Origin of the sequence: Methylomicrobium lacus, from assembly GCF_041897535.1 — a bacterium.
Lineage (GTDB): Bacteria > Pseudomonadota > Gammaproteobacteria > Methylococcales > Methylomonadaceae > Methylomicrobium > Methylomicrobium lacus_A.
The window spans coordinates 3,117,918-3,135,726 of the sequence record NZ_CP169217.1 but is presented as its reverse complement, the minus strand read 5'-3'; the positions used below and the strand labels follow the sequence as shown (position 1 = coordinate 3,135,726).

Here is a 17,809-nt window from a genome sequence, read left to right as displayed (position 1 = left end):
TTAAATTATGCGCACTCCCTTTTACAAGACACCGCTGTTCCTGATCGCCCTCCTGCTCCTGGCGGCATCGGCCGGCGCCTTTTACTGGCTCAAGGCCGTGCATCCTTTCGAAAGCACCGACAATGCCTATCTGAAGTCGCACATGAGCCTGATCAGCCCGAAGGAAAGCGGCTATGTGAAGGAGGTGCTATTCGAAGACAACCAACGGGTGAAGCGCGGCGACCTGTTGGTCGTGATCGACGACCACGATTTCCAGGCCAAGGCCGCGCAGGCCGAGGCGCAGGTCCTGCTCGAAAAGGCGAGCGCCGCCACCCTGGAAACCGATAAACGAGCGCAGGAAGCGATGATCCGCCAGGAGCACGCAAACATCGCTTCCGCCGACGCGAGCGTCGAAAAATCGGCCAGGGATCTGAAACGCTTTACGAACCTCGCAAAAGAAGGCGCCATTTCCGCGCAGAACCGCGACGCGGCCGAATCGGCCTACAAACAGGCCAAGGCCGAGCGTGACAAATTCGCTTCCGCCAGGCAGGGCGCGGAAAGCCGGCTGTCTTCGCTGGATGCCCGTCTGAATGAAAGCCGCGCCCGGCTAAAAGCGGCGGAGGCAATGCTGGAACTGGCCCGCATCGACCTGGCCAATACCCGCATCGTCGCACCGTTCGACGGGGTGATCGGCAACCGCGGCGTGCAGGTCGGGCAACTGGTGCAACCGGGCAGCGCGCTGGCCTATCTGATTCCGGGCGGCGGTCTGTTTGTCGAAGCGAACTTCAAGGAAACCCAGATTGCCCTGATGAAAGCAGGACAGGCGGTTGAGATTCGCGTCGATGCGGTGCCGGGACGCGTTTTCGAGGGCATCGTTGACAGTTTCGCGCCGGCTTCCGGTTCCGAATTCAGCCTGCTGCCGCCCGAAAACGCGACCGGCAATTTCACCAAGATCGTACGCCGGGTGCCGGTGAAGATCAAGTTCCGTGCGGGCGCCGATCTTGACGGCCTGAGGCCCGGGCTCTCGACCACGGTCAAGGTCAGCGTGCGGTAAAACGGCCATGTCAGTCACTGAAGCATTGGCGGCGCGCCCGCAAGACAGCACGCACACACCCAAAGCCATAACGATCCAATCCCCACCCGATGGCGAGCTGACGACCCAGCAATGGCTCGGCTTCACCGCGATGGTGTTCGGCATTTTCATGGCGATTCTGGACATCCAGATCGTTGCGAGCTCTCTGGAACAGATTCAGGCAGGGCTGTCGGCGACCAAGGACGAGATCACCTGGGTACAGACCGCCTATCTGGTCGCGGAAGTCGTGATCATCCCGCTGTCGGGCTGGCTGGCGCGCGCCTTTTCCACGCGCATTTTGTTCGTGCTGTCCTGCGGCGGTTTTACCCTGATGAGCCTGTGCTGCGTGCTGGCCTGGAATCTGCCGTCGATGGTGGTGTTCCGGGCCTTTCAGGGCTTGTTCGGCGGCGCGATGATACCGACCGTGTTTGCGGTGATCTACACCTTGTTTCCGCCGCGCCTGCAGCCGGCGATGGTGATCGTGGTCGGCATGGTGGTGATGGTGGCACCGACCGCGGGGCCGGTGCTGGGCGGCTATCTGACCGAAGTCGTATCCTGGAAGGCACTGTTTCTGATCAATCTCGCACCGGGTGTGCTGGTGTGTTTGGCGACATGGCAGTTCGTCCGGGTCGACGAACCCGAGTGGGATTTGCTGAAGAAGATCGATTTTCTCGGCATCGTCTACATCGTGGTGTTTCTCGGCAGCGCGCAATTCGTGCTCGAAGAAGGCGTCAAGGAGCAATGGTTCGAGAGCCGGGAGATCGTATTTTTCACTTTCGTCGCGGTTGCCTCCGGCATGGCGATGCTTTACCGCGAACTGACGATAGATCATCCTATCGTCGACCTGTGGGCGTTCCGCAATCGCAATTTCACGGTCGGCTGCACGCTCGGCTTCATACTCGGCACCGGTATGTTCACGCTGATGTTTCTGATGCCGGTCTATCTGGCCAGCGTGAAAGGCCTGAACAGCCTGCAGATCGGTCAGTACATCATGGTCACCGGCATGTTTCAGTTGCTGTCCGCGTTCGTCGCAGGTCCCTTGGTGAAACGCATCGATTCGCGGCTGATGCTGGCGCTGGGTTTGTCCGGCTTCGCGCTGGGCTGCTGGATGAACGGCAATCTGACCTATGATTCGGGCTACTGGGAATTTTTCTGGCCGCAGGCGATTCGGGGCTTTTCGTTGATGTATTGCTTCCTGCCGATCAATTCCCTGGCGCTAGGCACCTTGCCGCCGGAAGAAGTCAAGAATGCCAGCGGGCTCTACAACTTGACGCGCAACCTGGGCGGCGCGATCGGTCTCGCGGTCGCGAATACGCTGATGATTCAATTGAACAAGGGGAATTACGCGGCACTGCGCGAGCATGTCACGGCCGCATCGCCGGAAGCATGGGCCTTGCTTGGCGGATTAAGTCAACGCCTATCCGGCGCCGGCCTGCCCGATGCCGACTTGGCCGCGCTAAAGCAGGTTTACGGCATGGCGATGCGCGAAGCCGAAGTGCTGACGCTGAATACGATGTTTCATATCCTGGCGCTGGTGTTTTTTGCCACGCTACTGCTGATGCCGTGGGTCAGCAAGGTCTCGGCTGACAGCGGAGCTAGCGGCGGGCATTGAGGGAAAAATAACAGCCACGAACGGGCGGGTTTCCAAAAGAAAAAAAAGGGGGGAGAAGACGAAAAAAGTATCGGGAAGCACGAAGCCTCCCGATAGGATTTCAAGCAGAAATTAGAGCAGACCTTTCAGCGCGGTGAAATCTTGCAGCGCTTTTCTCAGCAGTTGTTCTGCTTCTGGAATGTTGCCGGCTTTGGCAGCGTTGCGAGCGTTTTTCAACACAGTGTTGCCGCGGCTGCGAGCGATATCGACTTTGTCGTTAGCGTTGATTTCTTTGCTCATATCCGATGCCGCCTTGGTCAGGCTGGCGATCGTTTCAGCATCGCCGCCGGAAGTTGCAGAAGCCAGAGCCGCTTCGATTTTCTTAACGGTCATATCAATCGCTTCTGCTGGTGGGTAGACGATACGTCCGTCAGAAGCTTCCGCCATTGCAGAGGTAGAGAAAACACCCATGGAAGCGCCGACCAGTGCAGCAAGTGCGATTTTTTTCAAGATTTTCATATTGTTAGAGTCCTCTGTTTTTTTTGTTATTTGATTTTTATAAATCAGTAACGGTTTTGAAACGGTATTAGTGTACCGTCTGCGATTCTACCACAATTTATTAATGTTTTAGCAATCTCCTACGCAAGATATTTGGCTACGCAAACCCTTCATCTTAATCGAAAGTCATCAGAACAGGAGGCAAGCATTTCAATCATTTCATGAATTTGTTTTTAACAGGGCCTTGAAGCAAAGCGCCGCTTTCTCGATCGTACTGTTCAAATCCTGCTCGCTATGCGCGGCCGACACGAAGCCCGCCTCGAATGCGGAAGGCGCGAGATACACGCCTTCGGCCAGCATCGCATGGAAGAAACGCTTGAAGCGTTCCTGATCGCATTGCATCACGTCGGCAAAGCTGGTCACCTTGTCCTTGGCGCTGAAGAACAGCCCGAACATGCCGCCGACCGCGTTGGTCGTGAAGCCGATGCCGGCTTGATCCGCCACCGCTTGCAGGCCGCTCGTCAGCCTTCGGGTTTTCGCGCCGAGCGCCTCGAAAAAGCCCGGCTGCTGGACCAGTTCCAAGGTCGCGAGACCCGCCGCCATCGCGACCGGATTGCCTGACAAGGTGCCGGCCTGGTAGACCGGGCCCGCCGGCGCCAAGATCTCCATGATCTTGCGGCTGCCGCCGAACGCGCCGACCGGCATCCCCCCGCCGATCACCTTGCCCAAGGTGGTCAGATCCGGCTTGATGTTGTAAACCCCTTGCGCGCCCTGCAAACCGACGCGGAAGCCGGTCATCACCTCGTCGAAGATCAGCACGCTGCCGTATTGGTCGCAAACTTTCCTGAGCGTTTCGAGAAAGCCCGGCACCGGCGGAATGCAGTTCATGTTGCCGGCCACCGGCTCGACGATGATGCAGGCGATTTGTTCGCCGATTTGCCCAAACAGTTCGGCAACCGCCTCGCTGTCGTTGTAGGTCAGGGTAATCGTATTCTCGGCCACCGCATTTGGCACGCCCGGCGAACTCGGCACGCCGAAGGTCAAGGCGCCGGAGCCGGCCTTGACCAGCAGCGAATCGGAATGGCCATGATAGCAGCCCTCGAATTTGACTATCTTGTCGCGGCCGGTATAGCCCCGGGCCAGACGAATCGCGCTCATCGTCGCCTCGGTGCCGGAGCTGACCATTCGTATCAGTTCGACCGAAGGCAACAGCTCGATCACCTTCTCGGCCATGCGCGTCTCGATTTCGGTCGGCGCGCCGAAACTGAGCCCCTTTTCGGCCGCGGCCTTGACCGCCGCGATCACCGCGGGGTGCGCATGCCCGAGAATCATCGGCCCCCAGGAGCCGACATAGTCGATATAGGCCTTGCCTTCACTGTCGTAAATATACGCGCCCTGCGCCCTGTCGATGAAGACCGGCGTGCCGCCGACGCCGCTGAAAGAACGCACCGGCGAATTGACGCCGCCTGGAATCACACGCTTTGCTTCGGAAAAAAGTGTTGCTGCTTCTGTCATATTGATCGTTTTCAGGTTAAAATCTACGGGCTTGTCGAAATCGGCTAACTTTAGCATGATTAGCGCATGCTGTTACCGCCGATTCGGGATCGAAAAAAAATTATTCCAGCAGGACTTGCTTTTTTTTCAAATCCCCCGGATAATAGCCGACTCACAGCCGCTAAGGCTGAATTATGGTAATCGTATCGGTCCTCCCGCAACGATACGCTGCGAACCCCGCCAGGTCCGGAAGGAAGCAACGGTAGCAGCAGATTCGTGTGCCGGGATGTGGCTGGTGCGGTTACCGCCCTACTCGCTTTCTATCCGTACTGAGCCTGAAATGAGTTACCAGGTTCTCGCCCGCAAATGGCGCCCGCATAATTTCTCCGAAATCGTCGGTCAAGAACATGTCGTCAAGTCGTTGATCAACGCCTTGCAGCATGACCGTTTGCATCATGCCTATCTGTTCACCGGCACCCGCGGCGTCGGCAAAACCACCCTGGCCCGCATTCTGGCCAAAGCCATCAACTGCGAAAATCTACAGGATTACAATCCCTGCGGCGCCTGCAAGGTCTGCCGCGACGTCGATGAAGGCCGTTTCCTGGATTTGATCGAAGTCGATGCCGCCTCGCGCACGAAGGTCGAAGATACCCGCGACCTGCTCGACAATGCGCAATATGCGCCGAACCAGGGCCGCTTCAAGGTCTATCTGATCGACGAAGTGCACATGCTGTCCGGCCACAGCTTCAACGCGCTGCTGAAGACGCTCGAAGAGCCGCCCGCGCATGTCAAATTCCTGCTCGCGACGACCGACCCGCACAAGATTCCGGTCACCGTGCTGTCGCGCTGCCTGCAATTCAATCTGAAACGCTTGTCGCAGGAACAGATCAGCGGCCAGATGGAATTCATCCTGAACCAGGAAACGATCGCCTTCGAAGCCCCGGCCCTGAAGCTGTTGGCGCGCGCCGCCGACGGCAGCATGCGCGACGGCCTGAGCCTGCTCGATCAGGCGATCGTACACGGCAACGGCAAGGTAACTGCCGACGATGTCGGCGCGATGCTTGGCGTGATCGCGCAGCAGCCGGTCGGCGACCTGCTTAACGCGCTGGCCACCCAGGACGCCCCCGGTCTGCTCAGAATCATCGCCGACCTGGCCGATTTGTCGCCCGATTTCAGCGGCGTGCTGCGCCAATTGTTACAAGCCCTGCATGCGATCGCGGTGCTGCAGCAGGCGCCGGTCCATATCGACGCGGGACTCGACGGCGAGCTGATCAAGTCTCTGGCGGCGCAACTGCCTCCCGAAGACGTGCAGCTTTACTACCAGATCGGCCTGCTCGGACAAAAAGACCTGGACCTCGCGCCCGACCCGCGCAGCGGCTTTGAAATGGCACTCCTGCGCATGCTGGCGTTCCGTCCGGTGACCCGGGACACTGCCCAGGAAAAACGCCCGCAACCTGCCGCGAAACCGGTTCCAGCTCCGCCACCGATAGCGACCCGGCCGGCACCAGCCCCCGAGCCCGTCGCGAGCCAACCGGCGCGCGAAGAGCCCCGAGCACAAGCGCCTGCGCCGGCCCTGCCCGCCACCGACAACTGGCTGGAGATGATCACGGCGATGCGGCTCGAAAGCATCACCAAACAACTGGCGCAGCAATGCGCCTTGCAGTCGATCGACGATCATGCCTGCACACTGCTGCTGGACCCTGCGTATCAAACCATGCTGTCGCCGATGCGAATCGAAAAGCTGCAAGACTCGCTGCGAACCTTGCGCGGCAAACCGCTCAAGCTGACGATCCTGATCGAAAAACCGACCACCGCGACGCCGGCCGAGCAACTGCTGAAGCAGCGCGAAGGCCGACAACAGGCCGCGGTCGACGCGATCGAGGCGGATCAAAACATTCAAGCCCTCAAAGAACATTTCGGCGCCCGGGTCGTTCCCGGCACCATCGAACCCGTCTAAACAAGGAGAACACTCATGAAAAATCCTCTCGGCAGCATCATGCAGCAAGCCCAGAAAATGCAGGAAGACTTCAAACGCGCGAAGGAAGAAATCGAAGCGATGGAAGTGACCGGTCACTCCGGCGGCGGCCTGGTCACGATCCTGATGACCGGCAAGCGCGAAGCGCGCAAGGTCACGATCGACCCGTCGCTGATCGGCGACGACAAAGACATGCTCGAAGACCTGGTCGCGGCCGCGATCAATGACGCGGTTAACAAGGTCGGCAAAATGAAGAAGGAAAAAATGGCCGAAATCACCGCCGGCCTGCCCTTGCCGCCCGGCTTTCAAATGCCGTTCTGAACATGCGTGACACCGGCCTCCTGGGCCGCCTGATCCAGCACCTGCGCTGCCTGCCCGGCGTCGGCCCGAAGACCGCACAGCGCATGGCCTTCCACCTCTTGCAAAAAGACCGCCAGGGCGCGCGCACGCTGGCCGAGACGCTGCTGCTGGCGATCGACCACATCGGCCAGTGCGGTAACTGCCGCACCCTGACCGAAAAACCGCTCTGTGACATCTGCGCGAATCCGGCCCGCGACAAGTCGCTCGTCTGCATCGTCGAAAATCCGTCCGACGTCTGGAGCATCGAACAGGCGACCGTATTCAAGGGCCTGTACTTCGTACTGCACGGCCGCTTGTCGCCGCTCGACGGCATCGGTCCCGGCGAGCTCGGGCTCGATCAACTCGAACAGCAACTGGCTCAAGGCCAGATCAAGGAGTTGGTGCTCGCAACCAATTCGACCGTCGAGGGCGAGGCGACCGCCTTCTTCATCGGCGAACTCGCCAAGAAGCACCACGTCCAGGCCAGCCGCATCGCGCACGGCGTGCCGATGGGCGGCGAGCTCGAATACATCGACAGCGGCACGCTGCTGCATGCGTTCAACGGGCGCCGTACCATTTAAGCCTCTTCTCCGAACGTTTCAAGCCGCATGGGATGCGCATCGCGTACCTTTTGGGCTTCTCGATGGTGCGCGATGCGCACCCTACAATACTTCCGACGATTAAAGTCATCCCCGCAAACTTCGGTTCGGTATAAAATGCGCCATCCGATGCATAAACTCTTACGCATCGGCCCGTGATTTTTTACTCTCATCCGACCCAAGGCAAAACGATGACGAACTGTTTATTCTGCAAAATGGTCGCCGGCGACATCAAACCGGACGTGGTTTACGAAGACGACACCCTCATGGCGTTCCGTGACATCAACCCGCAGGCACCCGTCCATATCCTGGTAATCCCGAAACGCCACATCGCGACGCTGAACGAACTCGACGACGCCCATCTGGGAGGCCAACTGCTGCAAACCGCGGTCAAGCTGGCCGAACAGGAAGGCATCGCCGAAGAAGGTTACAGAACCTTATTCAACTGCAACAGGAACGGCGGCCAGGCGGTGTATCATTTGCATTTGCATTTGTTGGGCGGACGGGCTTTGCATTGGCCCCCGGGATGATGCGGGAGCCATAGCTCGTATGCCGAGTTGTAGCCTCACCCCCCCCCACACATAAATACATTGCTGATGGTCGTTTCTCAACCCAGCTTACCCACTGCCGCACGGATATGCCTTGATTATCGCTTTCAAAAAAGCAAGTTGAGCCCTGATGAAAAAAATATTGATCACCGGCGCGACCGGTCAAATCGGATCGGAACTGGCTCAGGTTCTCCGGCAGCAATACGGTGCGGATAACATCATTGCATCCGGCAATCGGCAGCCGTCTAATGGAGCGCTCGAATCAGCCCCGTTTTACCCGCTCGATGTACGCGATGCGGCGGCGCTCGATCGGGTCGTCGAGGAAAATCGCTGCGACACGATCTTTCATCTCGCCGCGCTGCTGTCCGCGGTGGCCGAAGAAAGGCCGCAGGAAGCCTGGGACATCAACATGAACGGCTTGCTCAACGTACTGGAAAGCGCCAGAAAACACCAATGCGCGGTGTTTTTTCCGAGCTCGATCGGCGCCTTCGGTCCCGGCACGCCTGCCGATGATACGCCGCAGGATACCTTGCAGCGGCCGACCACGATCTATGGCATCACCAAGGTCTCCGGCGAACTGTTATGCGACTATTATCACCGCCGCTTCGGCGTCGATACGCGCGGCCTGCGTTATCCGGGGCTGATTTCGAGCAAGACTCTGCCGGGCGGCGGCTCGACCGATTACGCGGTCGAAATTTTTTATGCGGCCTTGACCCGCCACCATTACGAGTGTTTTTTGAGCGCCGACACGCAATTGGACATGATGTACATGCCCGATGCGATCGACGCCGCAATCACACTGATGACAGCGGATGCAAGCCGCCTCAGCCACCGCAATGCGTTCAACGTGACCGCGATGAGTTTCACGCCCGCGGAATTGGCCGCCGAAATCCAGAAGCACATCCCCGACTTCACGATCACCTATACGATCGATCCGGTCCGTCAGGCGATCGCTTCCTCCTGGCCGCGACACATGAACGACAGCGCCGCCCGCGTCGAGTGGGGCTGGCAGCCGCGCTTCGATAGGGCGGCGATGGTCGAGGATATGCTTCAAAAAATCGCGGTCAAACTGCAAAACGGCTAATCGGAGGTCCAATGTCGCTCTCAAAAATTGAAACACTGCTGCAAGACAAAGTCAGCCAATTACGGCAGCAAGGCATCAGCAAGGGTCGCGAGAAGGTAATCACCGGCATCCTGCCGGCGGTAGACGGTTTCGGACCGCGTTATCTGCTGGAGGGTTTCGGCAGTCGCCATTTTTTACGGATGAATGCGAATGCCTATCTGGGTCTCGGGCTCGACCCGCGCGTGATCCGGGCCGAAGCCGAAGCGGTCGAAACTTATGGCGCAGGGCCCGGCGCGGTGCGCTTCATCAGCGGCACTTACCGGCCGCATGTCGAGCTCGAAAAACAGCTGGCCGAGTTCCACGGCCGCGAAGCCGCGATGCTGTTCAGCGCGGCCTATGCGACGATGCTCGGCGTGCTGCCGCTGTTGATCGCGGAAGATACGCTCGTCGTCAGCGATGCGCTGAATCACAACTGCATCATCAACGCGATCCGCCTCGCCCAGCCCGTCCGCAAGGAAGTGTTCGCGCACGGCGACCTGGCCGCGCTGGACGCAATCCTTGCGGCTTACCGAGGCCTGGTCAAGCGCGTTTGCGTGGTCGTCGACGGCGTCTTCAGCATGCGCGGCGATCATGCGGAACTCGGTAAAATCAGCGCGATTTGCCGGCAACACGAAGATACCTACGAACAGGGCATCATCACCTTGGTCGATGATTCGCACGGCGTCGGGGCATTCGGCAAAACCGGACGCGGCACCGAGGAAGTCACCGGCGGCAAGGCCGACATCCTGATCGGCACGCTCGGCAAGGCCTTCGGGGTGAACGGCGGCTATGTCGCCTCCAGCGCGGCGGTGATCGCTTACCTTAGGGAAAGCGCGCCGCTCTACATCTATTCGAACCCGATCACCCCCGGCGAAGCGGCGGCGGCTTCGGCCGCCTTGCGGGTCGTCGATAGCCCGGAAGGAGCACAGTTGCTGGAAACCTTGCGCGGCTTGAGCCTACATCTCCGAAACGGCCTGCAACGCCTCGGCTTTGAGACCCTGCCCGGCGAACATCCGATCGTGCCGCTGCTGATCCGCGACACCGACAAAACCGCCGCGCTGGTCGATCATTTGTTTGCGCACAATATCCTGGCGACCGGCTTGAATTATCCTGTGGTTCCGAAAGGCGAACAGGAAATCAGGCTACAGGTTTCCGCCAATCACACCGCAAAAGACCTGGATTATTTGCTGGATAAGCTGGCGTGTTTTCCCTGAAACTCGACTTCATAGCCGGTAAACTTGCGGATGTTGATCACGCCGGTATCGAGCAGCAGATACTGGCCCTTGATGCCGTGCAGAACGCCTGAAACTTCCGGATTTTTGTCCAGATTGAACGAGGCGACCTTGACCGGATAATGGTCGACCGGATAGCGGATATCGACGCTCGGCTGATCCGTCAGAAATTCGATCGCGTTGCCTTCGAGGCGTGCAATCAACTCATCCAGCTCTGTCTTGCAGAGCGCCCACAGCCTATCGCGCTCGGCCTGAAGGTCGATCGGACTGACCTGATTCTTCAGCATTTGCTGCCAACTGGTCTTGTCGCTGATGTGCCTGGCGAGGATCACTTCGATCAGGCCGGACGCATGGCGCGACGGCACGCGGAAGATCGGCAAGGCCTGCACCGCGCCCTGGTCGATCCAGCGCGTCGGAATTTGCCCCTCTCGGGTGATGCCGACCTTGATGCCGCTCGAATTGGCCAGATAGACGATATGCGGCTGCATGCAGAACTGCTCGCCCCAGGCCGGCTCGCGGCAGGTGCCGGCCGCGTAATGGCAGGTCTCCGGCTTCATGATGCACATGTCGCACTGCGCCAGCTTGATGAAGCAGGGATAGCAGTAGCCCTGGTTGAAACTTTTTTTGGTCGCCTTGCCGCAGTGCACGCAAAAAATGTTGCCGGTGTAGCGCAGCCTGATCGACTGGCCGAGCAAGGGGTTCAACTCCACTATCTGGTCACCGAGCGGCAGGCGGTACTGCACCGGCTGCTCCAGCTTCACCTGCATCTTATCCAATGCTCCCAACATCCTTTGCCTCACTCTCTTCTCAAATAGCCGTCGGTATTCTCGGCGACCCAGCGCTCGCCCTCGGCTTGCAATCTTTCTTTTTTCCAGAACGGCGCTTTCGACTTGAGCGCCTCCATGATGTGCCGGCTCGCATCGAACGCATCGCCGCGGTGCGAAGTCCACACCGCGACCAGCACGATCGGATCGGCCGGCTTAATCTCGCCGACCCGGTGCACGACCAGTGCATCGAGCACCGGCCAGCGCTCCGCGGCCTCCTGCACGATTTTTTCAAGCGCTCTCTCGGTCATGCCGGGATAATGTTCGAGCACCATGCCGGTCACCCGATCGCCTTCGTTGAAATCGCGCATCGTGCCGACGAACAGGCTCAAGGCGCCGAGCTTGCCGGCCATTTGCCCGGCCGCGTCTTGATAGGATCGCGCCTCAAACCACGGATCGAACGGCTCGGCAGTCACTTTGACGTGCATGTTAACCTCCGGTCACCGGCGGGAAGAACGCGACCTCATCGCCATCCTTGACGAGGCTGTCCCAGTCCGCATAATCCAGGTTGATCGCGACCAGGATCTGCTCCGGCGGCGGCAATTCGGGGACGCATTGCCGCCACAGCGCGTCCGCAGTCAGAGATTCGGCGATCGTGGCCTCCTCTTCCGAACGCCCGACGCGTTCCTTCAGACTGGCAAAATAGCGAACTTTGATTGACATAAACCTTCACGCAATGATAAAAATCAGCCTTTGTGCTCGAAAACGAGCGTTTTGATCAGTCATTCTACCGAATTGTGACGCATACTCCACATTTTAATCAGGCCGGCGAAGCGATCATGGTCGATGTCGGCGACAAAGCCGTGACCCAGCGCACCGCGGTCGCAGAGGGTTACATCGAGATGCAGCCCGCCACCCTGGACATGATCCTGAAAGGCGAACATAAAAAGGGCGACGTGCTGGCCGTGGCGCGGCTTGCCGGCATCATGGCCAGCAAGAAAACGTCCGATCTGATCCCGTTGTGCCATCCGCTGCCGATTACGCATGTCGCCGTCGAATTCGGCGCCGAGGCGGAACTGAGCCGCATCCGCTGCCAGGCGCTGGTCAAGACCTGCGGCCAGACCGGCGTCGAAATGGAAGCGTTGACCGCCGTACAAGTCGCGCTGTTGACCATTTACGACATGTGCAAGGGGGTCGACCGCGGCATGACCCTGCAAACCGTGCGCCTGGTCGAGAAAGACGGCGGCAAGTCCGGCCACTGGCGACGTGGCTAATTCCGCTCGCCACTGATGCCGTATCACACTAAGGCGCGGCTTGAAGCCACCCGACGGGTCCTAAAATTGACTTGCGATACCCTGCCAACATCAAAACCATCCTGAATGAAACACTCTCTGGATCGGGTTACGGCTGAGCCTAGCCCGACCGACAAGACTGCCATCAGACCATAGCAACAAGCGAGAACGCCATGCCAATCACCGTAAAAGAACTAGCCGAACTCTGCGGAGCCCGGATCGAAGGCGGCGACGCCGACCGGATCATCCATTCCGCCGCCGACATCAGCTCTGCACAGGCGGGACAGGTCACGCAATTGACCAACAGCAAATACGCCGCACATCTGCAACAATCGGCCGCGTCGGCTTGCTTGATCGCGGAAGGCTTTGCCGATCAGAAAGTTCCAGAAACCTTGGCCTTGCTGGTCTGCAAGGATCCCGAACTGGCCTTCATCGAGGCGGTCAAACGCCTGCATCCCGAACGCACCTATGCGCCCGAGATCGCGCCGCAGTCCGTGCTTGCGAGCGATGTGGCGCTGGGCGAGGCGGTATATATCGGCCCTTACGCAGTGATCGGCGAACAGACGCGCATCGGCGAACACAGCGCGATTCTGGCGGGCGCCTATATCGGCCGCAACGTCAAGATCGGAAAGCATTGCCGCATCCATCCTTATGCGGTGATCTACGACGACGTCGAGATCGGCGATCATGTGACGATCCATTCCGGCGCGATCATCGGCGCGGACGGCTTCGGCTATAAATTCAGAAACGGCGCGCACGTCAAGGTACCGCAAATCGGCAATGTCAGGATCGAGGACAACGTCGAAATCGGAGCCAATACCTGCATCGACCGCGGCGCCTTGGGCAGCACCGTGATCGGCACCGGCTCCAAAATCGACAATCTGGTGCAGATCGGCCATAACAACAAGGTCGGGCGGCATGTGATCATGTGCGGGCAGACCGGCGTCTCGGGCTCGTGCACGATCGACGACTATGCGATTCTGGCGGGCAGCGCCGGGGTCGCGGATCATGTCACGATCGGCAAGGGCGCGGTGGTATTGGCGCGCTCCGGCGTCGCCGGAGACATTCCTGCAGGCGCACAATATTTCGGCAGCCCGGCCAAGGATAAAAAAACCGCTTACAAGGAACAGCTGGCAATACAGAAACTGCCCGAATTGATCAAGAAGGTCAAGCAGCTGGAGGAAAAATTGCAGACACTGGAGAAGGAGTCATAGCCGCAGGACATGAGGGCTTGATACGCAATGCTTCAAGTAGCGGGCCACCCTTCTTCCCGGCACAGGGAAGAGCGGAGGACAGTTCAATCGCTCGACAAATCGCCAGACCGCAAGCCGTTTTTCCCGGATCAGGGAAAAGCGGAGTCGTCAATCGGATAAGTCTATCAAGAGGATCACATCTGTTCCCGCGGGGCTTACGGAATCAGACCAAGATTAAGTGTTGAGGAGTGGGGATTTTTTTATGCGTAAGAAAATACCCCCTACCGGCTAGCGCCACCAGGGGGTACTGCTTTATTACTGTTCAGTAACGTTTCTGGTTTTTCTTTGTGCTAATTTAGCATCGATTTCTGCGTTACTTTGAGCAACGGTGCCGCTTTCCAGGTGCTTCATTTCGTCTTTCTTCAGCAATACAACCAACAGGATGATTGATGCGATTGCAACGCCAACGATGATCCAGGTGTTATCTCTTTCTTGTGCTTCAGCCATTTTTAAATCCTCTATAGTTATTAATTTTATAAGCCCCTCTCCTCAAGAGAGCAACCCATCAAAAATTTTAACGAGTTGGTTGTCGGTTTATATCTGAACAACGGCGTAATTTTTAACATGAGATAAGCCCCCGTGTCAAAGCCATATGAAAAAAAAATCCATCGCCTATGGCTTCCAAAATCACGCATTGAAAAAAACGGCTCATCCCGACATTAAATAAACCACTATAACAAATTGAAAACTATTGTTATTTTTTAACACCCACTCCCTCATAAATCAAAACTCCCAACACACTCTGGAAGAGTCCCTTTGAATTATGCCGACTCAGGATGGCGACAAAGCGGGGCGACTTTTACCCCCTTCTTTATCAAGGTTTTGACAAAACCCACCGACCCGAACGGACATGACCCAGCCGCGAGAAGCCGCACCCTTAATCCCGGACGGATTGATTCTTGGGGCAATTTTGCTCGGCATCCGCCATCCTGCGCAGCTTGATATCGGGATGGCTTTTTTCCAGCGTCTGCAGCCTACCGGCAATCGATTCGGCGCCGGCAATCAGCGCAAACTTTTGCCGTTTGCTCTGATAACGCGGCTTCACAACCGAATTGACGCCTTTGTCGAGCAGCTTTTTTTGCATTTGCACGGCATTCTCTTCCCGATTGAACACCCCCAGCGATATTTGCCCCTTCTCTTCACCAGAAGGCAATGGCCAGGCATCGTGGAGCCCCTGCGCCCGCAACATTTGAATAGTGGATTTGGTGCCTTCCGCACCGCCAGATGAAACGTACAACACCAGATAATCGCTGATCGCTTTGCCATCGCGTAATATCGGCTTCATCTGGCCGTTAACACCCGCAACCTGTCTCTGCCAGGCACTCAGACTTTGCGCATTCGAGAAAGGCCCCGCCTCGTAACAAACGAGTCTGGCGGGTTTTGCGCCTGCCGCGCCGTTCGGCTGCTTTTGCGCCGGCTTTCCGGGCGTTTTTTGCACGACCGGCTCAACGGCTTTCAATGCCGCAGTTTCGGCGCTGACGGCTCTACTAGGCAGGGTTACGGTATCAGGTTGCCGCGCATGTTCCATCGCCTGCATTGTTCCACTCTCGGCCGGTTCCGCAACGGGTGGCGCCGATTGATCCGAGCGATTTTCCAAGCAAAGAGGATCGTTATCGGGCAACGCCTTCAGTCGAATCGTCGGATATTGTTTACCCAACTCGTTCAAATGCTCGGCGATTGCTCCGGGACCTGTTAACAAGACATATTTCTGCGCCGCCTCCTTAAAGCGCGGCTTGACGACCGCCTCGACTCCCCTGCCCTGCAAGTCGTTTTGCATATGTGCGGCCTGGTTTTCCCGGTGAAACATGCCGAGCGAAATATAGCCCTTATATTCGCCGGTTGCGAGTGGATAGGCGTCGCGAATACCCTGCTCGCGCAAGGTTTGCATGGCAGCCTTCATGTCCTGCGGGCTGCCCGTCGTCGGGTAAAGCAGCAGATAGCCGGTGATTTCCTGCGCGTTGCGCATGATCGGTTTTACGTCGCCTTGAACGGCCTTGACGGCCTGGCTCCAGGCCTTCAACACCTGCGCATCCGCAAAGGGCCCGGCCTGATAGCAGGCGGATGCGGCAGGCTGGGTGTCCTGAGGTGCCGCCTCCGCGGTTTCTTGCTTGCTGCCTAGATCCTGAATTGGCGCCGCGAGGCTGGCAGGCGGCTCTTTCTGCTCCCCCGCCAGCACGATAGCCTCCCTATGCATACCCGTATCCGGCGCGGGCACATCAGCCGCCTGATCGAAGGCGCCGCGGTGGTACTCGTACATCAACAGGGTCAAATTCGCCAAAAGCACGAGAAAAAAGGCTGATTTCATAGACATTATTCGACAAGCAGAGACAGTCCGCGAAACACCAGATCGGCATCGATCCGACAGGCGCAGCCGAGCTGGCCTGCGATCAGTCGCGCATCGCCGCCGGTCAACAGCAACTGACAATGTTCGGGCTGCGCGGAAAAAACGTGTTCGATCAGACCGGCCGCCGCGCTCAGCACGCCGCTGTAAATGGCCGCGCCGGTATGGTTCGCGGGACCCACCGCAAAGGCCGAAGCTTCATAGACCAGCGCCTCGGTGCCGGCAGAGAGCGATTTTTTCATCAGCTCCAGGCCGGGGCAAATCATGCCGCCGAGGTGCTGGCCGCGCTCGTCGATCAGATCGACCGTGATCGCGGTCCCGCAATCGACGATGCAGACCGGCAGCGCGTAATGGCGGCGCGCCGCCAGCAAGGCCAGCCAACGGTCAACGCCGAGTTTTTCGGGCTGTAGATAGGCGTTCCTGACGCCGAATGCCTCGGCCTCGGATTTGGCTTCGATTATAGTGATGCCGGGCCATAGACGGCCTGCGACCGAACGCGTGATCCCGGCAAGCCGACGGGCGCTGACACAGGAGATGGCCAGCCGTTCCGGCGGCGGAATGCCGCCCCAGACATCGGCCAGGCTTTCTTCGGTCAGTGTAGAATTTGCCAGCGCGGACCCTGCGGCCAGCCCGCCCGGCCCCGATGTCGCCCATTTCAAACGGGAGTTGCCGATATCGACCAGCAGATTCACGGAAATGCGCGCCGAAAGCTGACTTCGCCGGAAGCGAAGGCGCGGAGCCTGTCGTCCGCATCGCGCATCAACAAAAATCCCTGCGCATCGATGCCTTCCAGGGTGCCATCGAACTGCTGCGCGCCGATAAAGACGCTGGCCGACTCGCCGCACAAACAATCGTATTCCCGCCATTCGTCCAGATAGGCCGCAAGGCCGGTCTGCTCGAATCCGGTCAGCACCTTGAGCAATTGATCGATCAACTCGCCGGCCAGTTGATTCCTGCCGATAGGACGGCCGCCGGCAATGCGGCCAAGATCCGTCCATGGCTGATCGATAGCTCCGGCCTCCTCTTCCGGCAGAAACAGGTTCAGACCGAGGCCGGTCACCGCGTAACAGGGACCTTCGTTTTCGCCCGCCACTTCGATCAGAATACCGCCCAGCTTTTTGCCTTCGCTGTAAATGTCGTTCGGCCATTTCAGGCCGGCTTTGTCGATGCCCAGCCGCCGCAGCGCCCGAATCACCGCGACACCGATCGCCAGACTCAACGCCGAAATCGCGGCCGGCCCGTGCTGAAAACGCCAGAGGATCGACAGCAGAATATTGCTGCCATAGGGTGAAATCCATTGTCTGCCGCGCCGGCCCTTGCCGGCGGTTTGCCGTTCGGCAAGACAGACAGAGCCCGAAGGCGCGTTTTGCCGCGCCAGGCTGCTCAGGTAGGTGTTGGTGGAGTCGATTTGATCGTGAATTTCCAGGCTGGAAATCTTGGCCCGGTGCTGCTCATCGAGATGATCGAGGATCTTTGCGCCATCCAGCAGCTCTATCGGCCGGGACAGGCGATAGCCCTTGCCGCTGACCGCCGCATGCGGCACCCCCAGAGACTCCAGCCCGTTCAACTGCTTCCAGACCGCGGAACGGCTGACCCCCAAAACCTCCGCCAGTTCGGCGCCGGAATGAAACTCGCCGTCGGCCAATAGGGACAGGATTTTCTTTTGACTGTCGGAAATCAGCACGGATGTCTTGCCGTACTCATGCTTACCGGGCCTGATCGATACGCGC

The 17,809-nt window shown here is 58.6% G+C and carries 19 protein-coding genes and 1 other RNA gene; 11 read left to right on the top strand and 9 right to left on the bottom strand.

The annotated features are described in order from the left end of the window. Positions 1-7: 7 nt before the first annotated feature. Positions 8-1,033: an HlyD family secretion protein gene (locus tag ACEPPP_RS13930; protein ID WP_374087634.1), complete on the top strand. Its 1,026-nt coding sequence runs from the start codon at positions 8-10 to the stop codon at positions 1,031-1,033. A gap of 130 nt (positions 1,034-1,163) precedes the next feature. Then, positions 1,164-2,663, top strand: coding sequence for a DHA2 family efflux MFS transporter permease subunit (locus ACEPPP_RS13925; protein ID WP_374090928.1), 1,500 nt, complete (start codon positions 1,164-1,166; stop codon positions 2,661-2,663). A gap of 111 nt (positions 2,664-2,774) precedes the next feature. On the opposite strand, the gene ACEPPP_RS13920 is transcribed toward ACEPPP_RS13925, so the two are convergent. Then, positions 2,775-3,161, bottom strand: coding sequence for a hypothetical protein (locus ACEPPP_RS13920; RefSeq protein ID WP_374087632.1), 387 nt, complete (start codon positions 3,159-3,161; stop codon positions 2,775-2,777). Positions 3,162-3,359: 198 nt separating this feature from the next. Next, positions 3,360-4,655 (bottom strand): glutamate-1-semialdehyde 2,1-aminomutase, encoded by a 1,296-nt coding sequence (hemL, locus tag ACEPPP_RS13915; protein ID WP_374090926.1) that lies wholly within the window; start codon positions 4,653-4,655, stop codon positions 3,360-3,362. A gap of 183 nt (positions 4,656-4,838) precedes the next feature. On the opposite strand from hemL, the gene ffs reads away from it, so the two are divergent. The 7 genes from ffs to ACEPPP_RS13880 all read left to right on the top strand — a co-directional run bounded on the left by ffs (position 4,839) and on the right by ACEPPP_RS13880 (position 10,411). Beyond that, an RNA gene (gene ffs / locus ACEPPP_RS13910) (signal recognition particle sRNA small type) lies at positions 4,839-4,935 on the top strand. Between the two features lie 39 nt (positions 4,936-4,974). Next, positions 4,975-6,591, top strand: coding sequence for a DNA polymerase III subunit gamma/tau (gene dnaX / locus ACEPPP_RS13905; protein ID WP_374087630.1), 1,617 nt, complete (start codon positions 4,975-4,977; stop codon positions 6,589-6,591). A 15-nt stretch (positions 6,592-6,606) separates the two neighbouring features. Continuing rightward, on the top strand, positions 6,607-6,930 hold the full coding sequence (locus ACEPPP_RS13900) for a YbaB/EbfC family nucleoid-associated protein (RefSeq protein WP_374087628.1): 324 nt from the start codon (positions 6,607-6,609) through the stop codon (positions 6,928-6,930). Positions 6,931-6,932: 2 nt separating this feature from the next. Then, positions 6,933-7,529 (top strand): recombination mediator RecR, encoded by a 597-nt coding sequence (gene recR / locus ACEPPP_RS13895; RefSeq protein ID WP_374087626.1) that lies wholly within the window; start codon positions 6,933-6,935, stop codon positions 7,527-7,529. A gap of 209 nt (positions 7,530-7,738) precedes the next feature. Next, complete coding sequence (locus ACEPPP_RS13890) at positions 7,739-8,077, top strand: histidine triad nucleotide-binding protein (protein ID WP_024299807.1); 339 nt, start codon at positions 7,739-7,741, stop codon at positions 8,075-8,077. Positions 8,078-8,225: 148 nt separating this feature from the next. After that, positions 8,226-9,179 carry an L-threonine 3-dehydrogenase gene (locus ACEPPP_RS13885; protein WP_374087624.1) on the top strand — a complete coding sequence of 318 codons (954 nt, stop codon included), beginning with the start codon at positions 8,226-8,228 and terminating at the stop codon, positions 9,177-9,179. Positions 9,180-9,190: 11 nt separating this feature from the next. Beyond that, positions 9,191-10,411 (top strand): aminotransferase class I/II-fold pyridoxal phosphate-dependent enzyme, encoded by a 1,221-nt coding sequence (locus ACEPPP_RS13880; RefSeq protein ID WP_374087622.1) that lies wholly within the window; start codon positions 9,191-9,193, stop codon positions 10,409-10,411. Here the strand turns inward: ACEPPP_RS13880 and ACEPPP_RS13875 are convergent. The 3 genes from ACEPPP_RS13875 to moaD are packed head-to-tail and all read right to left on the bottom strand — an operon-like array spanning position 10,378 to position 11,916. After that, a complete protein-coding gene (locus tag ACEPPP_RS13875) occupies positions 10,378-11,217 on the bottom strand; it encodes a DUF2797 domain-containing protein (RefSeq protein WP_374087621.1) in 840 nt (279 codons plus the stop codon). The two genes, ACEPPP_RS13880 and ACEPPP_RS13875, sit on opposite strands and share 34 nt — an antisense overlap. 8 nt (positions 11,218-11,225) lie before the next feature. Then, positions 11,226-11,681: a molybdenum cofactor biosynthesis protein MoaE gene (locus tag ACEPPP_RS13870; protein WP_374087619.1), complete on the bottom strand. Its 456-nt coding sequence runs from the start codon at positions 11,679-11,681 to the stop codon at positions 11,226-11,228. A gap of 1 nt (position 11,682) precedes the next feature. Next, positions 11,683-11,916: a molybdopterin converting factor subunit 1 gene (gene moaD, locus ACEPPP_RS13865; protein ID WP_374087617.1), complete on the bottom strand. Its 234-nt coding sequence runs from the start codon at positions 11,914-11,916 to the stop codon at positions 11,683-11,685. A gap of 116 nt (positions 11,917-12,032) precedes the next feature. Here moaD and moaC point away from each other — a divergent pair, with 116 nt between their 5' ends. Together moaC and lpxD are read left to right on the top strand one after the other, a co-directional pair. Then, entirely contained in the window at positions 12,033-12,467 is a 435-nt protein-coding gene (moaC, locus tag ACEPPP_RS13860; RefSeq protein ID WP_374090925.1) for a cyclic pyranopterin monophosphate synthase MoaC, read from the top strand. Between the two features lie 191 nt (positions 12,468-12,658). Then, on the top strand, positions 12,659-13,699 hold the full coding sequence (gene lpxD / locus ACEPPP_RS13855; protein ID WP_374087615.1) for a UDP-3-O-(3-hydroxymyristoyl)glucosamine N-acyltransferase: 1,041 nt from the start codon (positions 12,659-12,661) through the stop codon (positions 13,697-13,699). Between the two features lie 294 nt (positions 13,700-13,993). Here the strand turns inward: lpxD and ACEPPP_RS13850 are convergent, their stop codons facing one another. The 4 genes from ACEPPP_RS13850 to birA form a co-directional block, all read right to left on the bottom strand. Continuing rightward, positions 13,994-14,185: a hypothetical protein gene (locus tag ACEPPP_RS13850; RefSeq protein ID WP_374087613.1), complete on the bottom strand. Its 192-nt coding sequence runs from the start codon at positions 14,183-14,185 to the stop codon at positions 13,994-13,996. A 430-nt stretch (positions 14,186-14,615) separates the two neighbouring features. After that, a complete protein-coding gene (locus ACEPPP_RS13845) occupies positions 14,616-16,043 on the bottom strand; it encodes a hypothetical protein (RefSeq protein ID WP_374087612.1) in 1,428 nt (475 codons plus the stop codon). 5 nt (positions 16,044-16,048) lie between these two features. Next, the gene (locus tag ACEPPP_RS13840) at positions 16,049-16,771 is read right to left on the bottom strand and encodes a type III pantothenate kinase (protein WP_374087610.1); all 723 of its coding nucleotides are present in this window, start codon (positions 16,769-16,771) and stop codon (positions 16,049-16,051) included. After that, positions 16,768-17,763, bottom strand: a complete 996-nt coding sequence (gene birA / locus ACEPPP_RS13835) for a bifunctional biotin--[acetyl-CoA-carboxylase] ligase/biotin operon repressor BirA (protein WP_374087608.1) — start codon at positions 17,761-17,763, stop codon at positions 16,768-16,770. Before birA ends, ACEPPP_RS13840 begins: the two co-directional genes overlap by 4 nt. Positions 17,764-17,809 lie beyond the last annotated feature (46 nt).

What these genes read in the sequence shown, in the direction of transcription:
- ACEPPP_RS13930 (WP_374087634.1), top strand. Translation starts at nt 8, where the DNA reads ATGCGCACTCCCTTTTACAAGACACCGCTGTTCCTGATCGCCCTCCTG.
- ACEPPP_RS13925 (WP_374090928.1), top strand. Translation starts at nt 1,164, where the DNA reads ATGGTGTTCGGCATTTTCATGGCGATTCTGGACATCCAGATCGTTGCG.
- ACEPPP_RS13920 (WP_374087632.1), bottom strand. Translation starts at nt 3,161, where the DNA reads ATGAAAATCTTGAAAAAAATCGCACTTGCTGCACTGGTCGGCGCTTCC.
- hemL (WP_374090926.1), bottom strand. Translation starts at nt 4,655, where the DNA reads ATGACAGAAGCAGCAACACTTTTTTCCGAAGCAAAGCGTGTGATTCCA.
- dnaX (WP_374087630.1), top strand. Translation starts at nt 4,975, where the DNA reads ATGAGTTACCAGGTTCTCGCCCGCAAATGGCGCCCGCATAATTTCTCC.
- ACEPPP_RS13900 (WP_374087628.1), top strand. Translation starts at nt 6,607, where the DNA reads ATGAAAAATCCTCTCGGCAGCATCATGCAGCAAGCCCAGAAAATGCAG.
- recR (WP_374087626.1), top strand. Translation starts at nt 6,933, where the DNA reads ATGCGTGACACCGGCCTCCTGGGCCGCCTGATCCAGCACCTGCGCTGC.
- ACEPPP_RS13890 (WP_024299807.1), top strand. Translation starts at nt 7,739, where the DNA reads ATGACGAACTGTTTATTCTGCAAAATGGTCGCCGGCGACATCAAACCG.
- ACEPPP_RS13885 (WP_374087624.1), top strand. Translation starts at nt 8,226, where the DNA reads ATGAAAAAAATATTGATCACCGGCGCGACCGGTCAAATCGGATCGGAA.
- ACEPPP_RS13880 (WP_374087622.1), top strand. Translation starts at nt 9,191, where the DNA reads ATGTCGCTCTCAAAAATTGAAACACTGCTGCAAGACAAAGTCAGCCAA.
- ACEPPP_RS13875 (WP_374087621.1), bottom strand. Translation starts at nt 11,217, where the DNA reads ATGTTGGGAGCATTGGATAAGATGCAGGTGAAGCTGGAGCAGCCGGTG.
- ACEPPP_RS13870 (WP_374087619.1), bottom strand. Translation starts at nt 11,681, where the DNA reads ATGCACGTCAAAGTGACTGCCGAGCCGTTCGATCCGTGGTTTGAGGCG.
- moaD (WP_374087617.1), bottom strand. Translation starts at nt 11,916, where the DNA reads ATGTCAATCAAAGTTCGCTATTTTGCCAGTCTGAAGGAACGCGTCGGG.
- moaC (WP_374090925.1), top strand. Translation starts at nt 12,033, where the DNA reads ATGGTCGATGTCGGCGACAAAGCCGTGACCCAGCGCACCGCGGTCGCA.
- lpxD (WP_374087615.1), top strand. Translation starts at nt 12,659, where the DNA reads ATGCCAATCACCGTAAAAGAACTAGCCGAACTCTGCGGAGCCCGGATC.
- ACEPPP_RS13850 (WP_374087613.1), bottom strand. Translation starts at nt 14,185, where the DNA reads ATGGCTGAAGCACAAGAAAGAGATAACACCTGGATCATCGTTGGCGTT.
- ACEPPP_RS13845 (WP_374087612.1), bottom strand. Translation starts at nt 16,043, where the DNA reads ATGAAATCAGCCTTTTTTCTCGTGCTTTTGGCGAATTTGACCCTGTTG.